13 protein-coding genes are annotated in these 9,546 nt (G+C 69.4%); 3 read left to right on the top strand and 10 right to left on the bottom strand.

Annotated features, from left to right (window positions below):
- Positions 1–5: 5 nt before the first annotated feature.
- Positions 6–734 (top strand): alpha/beta fold hydrolase, encoded by a 729-nt coding sequence (locus tag ACAM42_RS11810; RefSeq protein WP_369632124.1) that lies wholly within the window; start codon positions 6–8, stop codon positions 732–734.
- A 10-nt stretch (positions 735–744) separates the two neighbouring features.
- On the opposite strand, the gene ACAM42_RS11815 is transcribed toward ACAM42_RS11810, so the two are convergent.
- The 10 genes from ACAM42_RS11815 to ACAM42_RS11860 are packed head-to-tail and all read right to left on the bottom strand — an operon-like array spanning position 745 to position 7,874.
- The gene (locus ACAM42_RS11815) at positions 745–1,365 is read right to left on the bottom strand and encodes a 3'-5' exonuclease (protein ID WP_369632125.1); all 621 of its coding nucleotides are present in this window, start codon (positions 1,363–1,365) and stop codon (positions 745–747) included.
- On the bottom strand, positions 1,362–1,748 hold the full coding sequence (locus tag ACAM42_RS11820; protein ID WP_369632126.1) for a TfoX/Sxy family protein: 387 nt from the start codon (positions 1,746–1,748) through the stop codon (positions 1,362–1,364). The genes ACAM42_RS11815 and ACAM42_RS11820 overlap by 4 nt, the downstream gene beginning before the upstream one ends.
- Positions 1,745–2,140, bottom strand: a complete 396-nt coding sequence (locus ACAM42_RS11825; protein WP_235926677.1) for a VOC family protein — start codon at positions 2,138–2,140, stop codon at positions 1,745–1,747. Before ACAM42_RS11825 ends, ACAM42_RS11820 begins: the two co-directional genes overlap by 4 nt.
- A 26-nt stretch (positions 2,141–2,166) precedes the next feature.
- Positions 2,167–2,661, bottom strand: coding sequence for a GNAT family N-acetyltransferase (locus ACAM42_RS11830; protein ID WP_369632127.1), 495 nt, complete (start codon positions 2,659–2,661; stop codon positions 2,167–2,169).
- A gap of 46 nt (positions 2,662–2,707) precedes the next feature.
- Positions 2,708–3,586, bottom strand: coding sequence for an S-formylglutathione hydrolase (gene fghA, locus ACAM42_RS11835; protein ID WP_369632128.1), 879 nt, complete (start codon positions 3,584–3,586; stop codon positions 2,708–2,710).
- Positions 3,583–4,509: an alpha/beta fold hydrolase gene (locus ACAM42_RS11840; RefSeq protein WP_369632129.1), complete on the bottom strand. Its 927-nt coding sequence runs from the start codon at positions 4,507–4,509 to the stop codon at positions 3,583–3,585. Before ACAM42_RS11840 ends, fghA begins: the two co-directional genes overlap by 4 nt.
- A 19-nt stretch (positions 4,510–4,528) precedes the next feature.
- Positions 4,529–5,635: an S-(hydroxymethyl)glutathione dehydrogenase/class III alcohol dehydrogenase gene (locus ACAM42_RS11845; protein WP_070059685.1), complete on the bottom strand. Its 1,107-nt coding sequence runs from the start codon at positions 5,633–5,635 to the stop codon at positions 4,529–4,531.
- Between the two features lie 52 nt (positions 5,636–5,687).
- The gene (locus ACAM42_RS11850; RefSeq protein ID WP_369632130.1) at positions 5,688–6,338 is read right to left on the bottom strand and encodes a glutathione S-transferase family protein; all 651 of its coding nucleotides are present in this window, start codon (positions 6,336–6,338) and stop codon (positions 5,688–5,690) included.
- Positions 6,335–7,180, bottom strand: coding sequence for an aromatic ring-hydroxylating dioxygenase subunit alpha (locus ACAM42_RS11855; protein WP_369632131.1), 846 nt, complete (start codon positions 7,178–7,180; stop codon positions 6,335–6,337). Before ACAM42_RS11855 ends, ACAM42_RS11850 begins: the two co-directional genes overlap by 4 nt.
- Positions 7,181–7,199: 19 nt before the next feature.
- Entirely contained in the window at positions 7,200–7,874 is a 675-nt protein-coding gene (locus ACAM42_RS11860) for a Rieske 2Fe-2S domain-containing protein (RefSeq protein ID WP_369632132.1), read from the bottom strand.
- A gap of 170 nt (positions 7,875–8,044) precedes the next feature.
- On the opposite strand from ACAM42_RS11860, the gene ACAM42_RS11865 reads away from it, so the two are divergent.
- Together ACAM42_RS11865 and aroQ are read left to right on the top strand one after the other, a co-directional pair.
- Complete coding sequence (locus ACAM42_RS11865; protein WP_369632759.1) at positions 8,045–9,037, top strand: LysR family transcriptional regulator; 993 nt, start codon at positions 8,045–8,047, stop codon at positions 9,035–9,037.
- Between the two features lie 47 nt (positions 9,038–9,084).
- Complete coding sequence (gene aroQ / locus ACAM42_RS11870) at positions 9,085–9,525, top strand: type II 3-dehydroquinate dehydratase (RefSeq protein ID WP_062470706.1); 441 nt, start codon at positions 9,085–9,087, stop codon at positions 9,523–9,525.
- The last annotated feature ends 21 nt before the right edge of the window (positions 9,526–9,546 follow it).

The following is a 9,546-nucleotide window of genomic DNA, read 5'->3' on the forward strand; positions in this document are numbered from 1 at the left end:
CACCCATGTCCGACACCTATGTTCTGGTTCACGGCGCCTGGCACACCGGCGCCGAAATGGAGGCCGTGGCCGACGGCCTGCGCGCGGCCGGCCACACCGTGCATTGCCCTACCGTGGCAGGCAATAACCCCGGCGACGACCGCGCGGGCACCGGCCTGGCCGAGGCCATCGCGTCGGTGGTCCGTTTCATCGAGGGCAAGGACCTCACCCAGGTGCGGCTCGTGGGCCACAGCTACGGCGGCATGGTGATCTCGGGTGTGGCCGACCGCATCGCGGCGCGGCTGCGGCGGCTGGTCTACATCAACGCCTTCGTGCCGCTCGATGGCGAGGCGCTCAACGACATGGTGCCGCCGCATTACGTGACCATGTTCGACGCGGTGGCGGCCGCCAACAAGAACGCCGTGATGCTGCCCTTCGAGATCTGGCGCGAGGCCTTCATCAACGACGCCGACCTCGCCCTGGCGCAGTCCGCCTACGACAAGCTCAACCCGCACCCGTACCGCACCTTCACCGACAAGATCCAGCTGAAGCAGCCGCTGGCGGCGCTAGCGCTGGGCAAGTCGTACGTCAACTGCCAGCAGGACACGGCGCTGCCGCACAGCCTGCCGTGGCATCCGCGGCTGTCGGAGCGGCTGGGGTTGTTCCGGCTCGTGGAGTGCCCCGGCAGCCACGAGATGTTCTTCTCGAACCCGCAGCGGCTCGCGCAGGCGATCCTCGAAGCGGGGCGCGACTGAGGGCGGAGGTTCAGTCGTTCGGGAAGAGCGCGTCGAACACGCGCAGCGACGTATAGGCGTCGTTGGCCGCGTAGCGGATCTGCGACTCGGTGAGCTGCTTGTGCGCCCAGTTCGAGGTGGTCGCCTTGCGCGACTTGGCGAAGCGGCGGTTGAACATCAGCGCCACCGCCGTCTTCACGCCCACCGAGCGGCGGTAGCCGCGCCGGCGGAATTCGTCGTCGATGTCGAACACGGCCTGCGGCGCAATCGCCAGCCGCAGGCGGATCAGCGACAGGTCGCTCGAGAGCCCGAAGCCGACCTTGCGCAGTTCGGTGGACGCGAGCAGGCCCGCGACCACGGGGTTGCATTCGTCGCGGTGCAGCTGGAACAGCCAGGCCGTGTCGCGCGTGGCGAACTGCACGACGTGCGGGCCGGTCGAGACTTCGTTCTTTGCAAAGGTGGGGCGCGACTCGGTGTCGAAGCCCGCCACGCCGGCGTCGAGCAATTCGTCCGCGGCGCGCTCGGCTTCGGCGAGCGAGCTGACGACCACGATGTCTTTCAGGTCGAGGCTGTCGAAGGGGTCGAGCAGCGCGATCTGTTCGCGCTCGGGAAGCGGAGGGAGCCGGTGGCTGTTGTTGTGGGGGGCGTTCACCGGGTCTTCGCTTTCGCGGCCTTGGGGGTTGTTTGGGGTTTGGGCTTCTTCGGCTTCGGCGGCTGGCCCGAACGCAGCGCAGCCTCGTAGGCCAGGCGGCCCCAGCGCGCGGCTTCCTCGCGGTCTTCGAACAGGTCGGCCGGCGCCAGGCGGTACGACATCGGCATCTCCTTGCCTTCGCGCACGTAGGTGAAGGGCGGCAGGTTGAGTGCATCGAAGTGCGCGGCGCTGCCGGCATCGGACTTGAGGTACAGCGTGTCCTTGGCGACGAGCGCGATCATGCGGCCCTCGTGCCACACGCCGTGGCCGCCGAACATGCGACGGGTCTCGATGCGGCCGAGGCGTTCGAAGGTCTCGTGCAGGCTTTGGACGAAGGCGCTCATGAAGTGATCTCGATGCGGTTGCCGTCCGGGTCGAGCACCACGCTCTCGTAGTAGCCGTCGCCGGTGCGGCGCGGGCCGTCGAGCAGCGGGTAGCCGTCGGCCTTCAGCCGCTGCGTGAGCGCATCGACCTCGGCGTCGGAGCCGACCGAGATTGCCAGGTGCGTCCAGCCCATGCGCTGCGCGCCGGCCTCGGCGACCACGGGCGAGAGCGTGCTCGTGGTCATGGCCTCGATGCGCGCGCCGTCGCCCAGGCTCAGGAAGCACGAGGCGAAGCCCTTGGCCGGGTTGACGTAGCCGGCGCCGGCGGTGGCGCCGAAGTAGTCGACGTAGAAGCGCTTGCAGCGTTCGAGGTCGGTGGTCCAGAGGGCGATGTGGTCGATGCGGATGCGCATGGGGCAGGAAGGAAGTGCGGAGGGTGTCAGCCCGTGCGCCAGGGCGCGCGGGCAGGCGACCAATGGTAGGCGATGCGTTCGCGCCCGCTGCCCGGATGCCGGTCGACCACGCCGCGCACGAGGCCGTAGCGTTCGTAGAAGCGCTGCGCCTCGGTGTTGGTGACGGCCACGTGCAGCCGCCAGCCGTGCGGCATGCGCACGCAGGCCTCGTCGAGCAGCGCCTTGCCCAGGCCCTGGCTGCGCAGGTGCGGCTCGACGAACAGTTGGGCCACGTACTCGCGTGCCGTGAGCAGCACCATGAAGGCCAGCACCTGGCCGTCGCGCTCGGCCAGCACCACGTCGGCGGGCGGGATGAATTCGGTCTGCACGCGCCGCAGCCAGTGGCCGATGGGCTCGACGTGGACGGCGCTGCGGTTGGCCGACACCCAGGCGCGACGCCAGATGCCCGCGAGCACCATGTTCTCCTCGGCGCCGCCATCGCGCGAGCGCAGCTGGAAGGCAGGAATCTGGGCGGCGGACATGCGGACCATGATAGCCACGCCGGGTGCGGACCGCACCCCTTTGTGCTCAGCCGTTCAGCGTCTGCGCATGGTGCGCGATGTGGTCCGCCATGAAGCTCTGGATGAAGTAGTAGCCGTGGTCGTAGCCCGCGTGGCGGCGCAGCGTGAGCGGCTGGCCGGCGGCGAAGCAGGCGGCCTCGAAGGCTTCGGGGTGCAGCTGCTCGGCGAGGAATTTGTCGGCCAGGCCCTGGTCGATGAGGATGCCCTGCGGATAGGGAGCCACGGTCTGCGACTGCATCAGCGCGCTGGCGTCGTGCGCGAGCCACTGCGCACGGTCGTCGCCCGGTTCGCCCAGGTAGCCGGCGAAGGCCTTCTGGCCCCACGGGCACTGGGTGGGTGCGCAGATCGGCGCGAAGGCCGAGAGCGACTTGAAGCGCCCCGGGTGCCGCAGCGCCAGCGTGAGCGCGCCGTGGCCGCCCATCGAGTGGCCGAAGATGCCGATGCGCTCGCCGTCGACGGGAAAGTGGCGGGCCACCAGTGGCAGCAGCTCGTGCACGATCCAGCTTTCCATGCGCCAGTGCGTGGCCCAGGGCTCGGCGGTGGCGTCGAGGTAGAAGCCGGCGCCGATGCCGAAGTCCCAGCTGTCTTTCGCGCCCGGCAGGCCTTCGGGCCCGGCGCCGCGCGGGCTGGTGTCGGGCGCGATGAGCGCAACGCCCAGGCTCGCGGCCATGCGCTGCGCGCCAGCCTTCACCGCGAAGGTCTCTTCGTTGCAGGTCAGGCCGGCAAGGTAGAGCAGGGCGGGCACGCGCGTGTGCGCGGCCTGCGGGGGCAGGTAGACCGAGAAGCGCATCGGCAGGCCGACCTCGTGCGAGGGGTGCTCGACGAAGCGTTGCACGCCGCCGAAGGCGTGGTGTTCGGAAAGGAGTGTGGGGATGGTGTCGGTCATGAAGAGGTCGTCTGGCTGCGCAGCGCGGGCACGAGTTCAAGCACGGCGTCGGCGAAGGTGCGCGGTGCTTCCTGCGGCAGGTTGTGGCCTGCGCCGGGCACGAGGCGGTGCGAACGCGGTCCGCTGAAGCGGTGCGCATGGGCCGAGGCATCGGCGGGCGGTCGCACGCCGTCGTCGATGCCGTCGAAGGTGATGGCGGGCACGGTGATCGTCGGCTGCGCGGCAAGGCGGCGTTCGATGTCGGCATAGGCCGGGTCGCCGGGCACGAGGCCGAAGCGGTGGCGGTACGAATGGATCACCACGTCCACGAAGTCGGGGTGGTCGAAGGCGGCGGCGCTGCGATCGAAGGTGGCGTCGTCGAACCGCCACGTCGGCGACCACAGCTGCCACAGCAGTTTCGTGAGGGCCTTGCGGTCCTTCGCGAGGCCGGCGCGGCCGCGCTCGCTGTGGAAGTAGTACTGGTACCAGAGGCTGTGCTCATTCTCGGCCGTGTCCGGCTCCATCGCCTTCGCGATGTTCTGGATGTTGTAGCTGTTGAGCGAGACCAGCCCCGCGCAGCGTTCGGGCCACAGCGCCGCCACCACGCAGGCGGCGCGGCCGCCCCAGTCGTAGCCGGCGAGCACGGCACGCTCGATCTTCAGCGCGTCGAGCAGCGCGAGCAGGTCGGCGCCGAAGGCCGCTTGTTCGCCCGAGCGCGGCGTGGCGTCGGCGAGGAAGCGTGTGGCGCCGTAGCCGCGCATGTACGGCACGATCACACGGCAGCCTTGATCGGCCAGCATCGGCGCGACCTCGGCGTAAGTGTGAATGTCGTACGGAAAGCCGTGCATCAGCAGCACGGGTGGGCCGTCGGCTGGGCCGGCTTCGTAATAGGCGATCTCGAGGACGCCCGCTTCGATGGTGCGCAAGGGTTCCATGCGGTTCATGGCGGGCGCCTCCTCGGGCTCAGTACAGAACGACGCCGCGGATGGACTCACCGCGCTTCATGAGATCGAAGCCCTTGTTGATGTCTTCCAGCGGCATGGTGTGCGTGATCAGGTCGTCGATGTTGATCTTGCCTTCCATGTACCAGTCGACGATCTTCGGCACGTCGGTGCGGCCGCGCGCGCCGCCGAAGGCCGAGCCTTCCCACTTGCGGCCGGTGACCAGTTGGAACGGGCGCGTGCTGATCTCGGCGCCGGCCTCGGCCACGCCGATGATGATGCTGCGGCCCCAGCCCTTGTGCGTGCACTCGAGCGCCTGGCGCATCACCTGCGTGTTGCCGATGCACTCGAAGCTGTAGTCGGCGCCGCCGTCGGTCAGCTGCACGATGGCATCGACCACGTTCTCGGTGGTCTTGGGGTTGATGAAGTGCGTCATGCCGAACTGGCGGGCCATCGCTTCGCGCTCGGGGTTCAGGTCCACGCCGATGATCTTGTCGGCGCCCACCATCTTGGCGCCCTGGATCACGTTCAGGCCGATGCCGCCCAGGCCGAACACCACGACGTTCGCGCCGGCTTCGACCTTGGCCGTGAAGATCACCGCGCCGATGCCGGTGGTGACGCCGCAGCCGATGTAGCAGACCTTGTCGAAGGGCGCGTCTTCGCGGATCTTGGCCAGCGAGATTTCGGGCGCGACCGTGTAGTTGCTGAAGGTGCTGGTGCCCATGTAGTGGAAGATGGGCTTGCCGTCGAGGCTGAAGCGGCTGGTGGCGTCGGGCATGAGGCCCTTGCCCTGCGTGCCGCGGATCAGCTGGCACAGGTTGGTCTTGCGGCTCAGGCAGAACTTGCACTGGCGGCATTCGGGCGTGTACAGCGGAATGACGTGGTCGCCCTTTTTCAGCGTGGTGACGCCGGGGCCGACGTCGACCACGATGCCCGCGCCTTCGTGGCCCAGGATGGCGGGGAAGATGCCTTCGGGGTCGGCGCCCGAGAGCGTGTAGTAGTCGGTGTGGCAGATGCCGGTGGCCTTGATCTCGACCAGCACTTCACCGAACTTGGGGCCTTGGAGGTCCACGGTTTCGATGGTCAGGGGTTGGCCTGCTTGCCAGGCGACGGCGGCTTTGGTTTTCATGGGATTCGGTTCTTCAGAGAGCGGAAGGGGACAAGGATACTCAGGCGAGCCTTCAGGCGGGGCCAGCCGGGAAGATACCCGACATGCCCACAAAGCCCGGCAGGTGACGAAAGTCCCAGACCCAGCGGCGCAGCGCGGGAAACTCGTCGAGCGAGACGCCGCCTTCGCCCGCCAGCGCCACGTACGGAAAGCAGGCGAGGTCGGCAATGGTCGGCTCGGGCGCGGCCACGAGCCAGCGCAGGCCGGTGGCGGCGTGCTGTTCGGCCAGGTGGTCGTCGAGCACGCGGAAGGCCGCGCGCGCGCCGCGCCGGCAGGCGGCGATGTCCAGGTGCGCGTAGCCCAGCGCGTCGTGCAGCCGGGCGGCCGAGGCGGTGCGCGTGATCTCGTCGGCCATGGCGAGCCACATCGCGACCTGGCCGCGCAGCTTCGGGTCGGCGGGGTACCAGCGCTGCCGTGCGTCGTCGTAGCGGCTCGCGAGGTAGACCAGGATGGCCTGCGCGTCGCGCAGCACGAAGCCTTTGTCGTCGATCACCGGGAGCTGGCCGAGCGGGTTGACCTGTTCGAGGAATCTTGCGGACTTGTGTTCGCGGCCCGGGTGGAAATCGACCGGCACGCTCGCGTGGTCCACGCCGAGCCACAGCAGCATCTGGCGCACCTTGAAGCAGTTGCCCGAGAGCGGGTAGTCGTAGAGCTGGACAGTCATGCGGCGGCCCTCGTGGTGCCGAAGCGCATGCCGCGCTCGCGCAGCCATCGGCGGTAGGTGACGGAGGTGGTGTCGCCGCGCGTGGGCGTCTCGGCGCGGCCCTCGAGGGGCATGCGTTTGAAGGCGTGGTTCTCCAGGATCGGCTTGTCCTGCCCGAAGATCGTGTGCTGGAAGGCGATGAGCTCGGCGTCGCTCGACACGTCGTCGAAGTAGGCCAGCAGCGTGTGGGCGATGACGTGCTCGTCGTCCACCGGCTGCAGGAACAGGCCGATGGCGTCGAGCTTGTCGGGCCGGTGGCTCGACTTGTAGAGCATGGCCGAGAAGGGCTGCATCACGCGGTACTTGTAGAACACCTCGCTGCCCGTGTCGTGGGCGGCCGAGGCGCGCGGTTGCCAGAAGCGGCAGTCGGTGGCCCAGATCTCGTCGGTGGCGGCGTCGACCTCGACGTTGTACTTCGCCACTTCGGTGTGCGGCACCTTGCCGAGGTAGTCGGGGTGCACGAAGGGAAAGTGCGCCATGTCCAGGAAGTTCTCGATCACGCGCAGGCCCGACACGGCCACGCCGAGCCCGCCGCAATCGACGATGCGGCGGCCGGGTTCGTCGTACTCGGGGAAGGCGAACAGCGGGCGCGCGGGGCAGCCGCTGGGGCAGACCCAGAGGAAGCCGTAGCGCGATTGCACGGTCAGCGCGTCGGTGCCGAGCCGGGCGTGCGGTGTGCCGTCGGCGTCGGTGTGCAGGTGCAGGGTCTCGCCGAGCAGCTGTGTCATGCGTGGCAAGCCGCTGGCGGGGCCGACGACGAGCCAGTCGTCGAGCATGTTGGGATCGTCGGTGACGAAGGGCATGTTGCTTCTTTCTTCCTGTTCAGTGCGAGGCGGCGGCTTCGATGTCGCTGCGCAGCTGGCGCGCCGCGCGGTGCACCCGGGCCATCGCGTCGGAGGCGGGGGCTGCGTCGGTCCACAGGTGCAGGAAGCTCAGCTGCGGCTGGGCGTCGAGCAGCAGGGCGGCGACAGGCGATTCGCCGAGCGTGCCTTGCCATGCATCGGGCGTTCCTGTCGGTGCGAAGCCATGCGGCGCGAGCGCAGCGCGCACCTCGGACGCGGCCACGCGCAGCGTCAGCGTGCGGGCGAGGTGCCAGCCGGCGGGCACGGCGTCGGCCAGCTCGGGCGGCGCATCTGCGCCGTCGGCCGCGAGGCGCACCCACAGCATGCCCGCGGCGTCCGCCGTGGCGAACACCTTCGCGCAGACGTTGCGCGGCGCTTGCATGGCCGGGTGCGCCGGGATGCGCACGCACGCGCCGCTGCCGGCCTCGTACTGCCAGCCGTGGTACGCGCAGGCCAGGCGGTCGCCGCCGGTCACCTGGCCGAGGGTGAAGCGCACGCTGCGGTGCGGGCAGCGGTTCTCCCAGGCCTGCGGGGAGCCATCGGCCGCGCGCCACAGCGCGAGCTCCTGGCCTTGCGCAAAGCCGGCGACGATGTTGGCGCCGGCGCGCACCTCGGCGGAGGGCGTGACGGGGTGCCAGGTGGCGGAAGGATTCATGGGTCTTGATCGTGGGGCAGCGGGAAAGGGCGCCGCGAATCGGCATAGCATCGGCCATGCCCTTGTCGGCGGTGCCGCCTACCGTAGCGTGTCCGCCGCACCGATGAAAGCCCCATGCCACGACGCTCCTTTTCATTCCTGCAACGACGGCCCGCGCGGCGGTGGCGTCCATGACGGCGGGGCGCATCGACCTCGCGCTGGTCGAGGCCTTCGTGCTCGTGATGAAGAGCGGCAGCCTCACCAAGGCCGAGAGCCTGTCGGGCGTGTCGAAGGCGACGCTGAGCCGGCAGCTCACGCGGCTGGAGGAACTGCTGGGCGCCCAGCTGCTGCTGCGCAGCTCGCGCCGCATCGCGCCCACGGAGGCCGGGCGTGCGTTCTTCGCACGCTGCGAAGGGTTGCTCGGCGAGGTGAGCGGCCGGCTGGAAACGGCGCGCACCGAGGTGCAGGAGCTCACGGGCGGGGTGTCGGGGCGGCTCACGCTGCTGTCCGATACGCAGTTCAGCACCTCCTTCGTCTGTCATGTGGTGCGGATCTTTCTCGAATCGCACCCGAACGTGCGCTGTCAGCTCGACGTGGCGAACGGCGCGCAGGCCCCGCGGATCGGCGAGGTCGACTGCTACGTGGGCTCGGCGCCGCCCGACCTGCCGGACCTGGTCGCCAAGCTGCTGGGTCGGCTGGCCTACGGCCTGTACGCCAGCCCGCAGTACCTGGCGCGGCACGGCACGCCGCAGGCGCCCGAGGCGCTGGCGCAGCACCGGATGATCGCGATGCGCGAGCCCTCGGGCCCGCCGTCGCCGCTGCGGCTGGTGTCGCAGGCCTCGGGGCGCCATGTGGTGCGCACGGAGCCGGCCTTCGAGACCAACGACCACTGGGTGATGAAGACCTTCTGCATCGACGGCCTGGGCATCGCGCCGCTGCCGGTGTTCTTTGCCGGGCCCGAGGTGGCGCAGGGCGTGCTGGTGCCGGTGCTGCCGCAGTGGCCGCCGGAGGCGCGGCGGCTGTACTGCGCCTACCAGCGGCAGCGCTACATGGGGCAGAAGCTGCGCGCGTTCGTCGACCTGATGGCGCGCTGCGTGGCGGACATCGGGTCGTACAACCATTACGTGGGGTCGACGGCGGCGTCGTCACCTGCACGGCGGGCGCGCTCGGCGGCGCGACCATAATCGGCTTTCTTCTTCCTGCATCCGCCAGCTTCCTTCACCGATCCATCATGAAGAAAATCCTCGTCCTCAACGGCCCCAACCTCAACCTGCTCGGCACGCGCGAGCCCGAACAGTACGGCCGCGACACGCTCGCCGACGTCGAACGCCTGTGCAAGGAGACGGGCGCGAAGCTCGGTGTCGAGATCGAGTGCCGCCAGTCGAACCACGAAGGCGTGCTGATCGACTGGGTCCAGGAGGCGGGCCGCGAAGTGGCGGCCGGCAACATGCTGGGCGTGGTGATGAATCCGGGCGCCTACACCCACACGTCGATCGCGCTGCACGACGCCATCAAGGGCGCGAGCGTGCCGCTGATCGAGCTGCACATCTCCAACGTGCATGCGCGTGAGGAGTTCCGCCACCACTCGTACATCTCGCCTGCGGCGCGCGGGATCATCGTGGGGCTGGGGGTGAAGGGGTACACGCTGGCGATTGCTGCGCTGGTTCCCTGAACCTTTCCGGGTGCGTGCGCA

Source organism: Variovorax sp. V35 (assembly GCF_041154465.1).
Lineage (GTDB): Bacteria > Pseudomonadota > Gammaproteobacteria > Burkholderiales > Burkholderiaceae_C > Variovorax > Variovorax boronicumulans.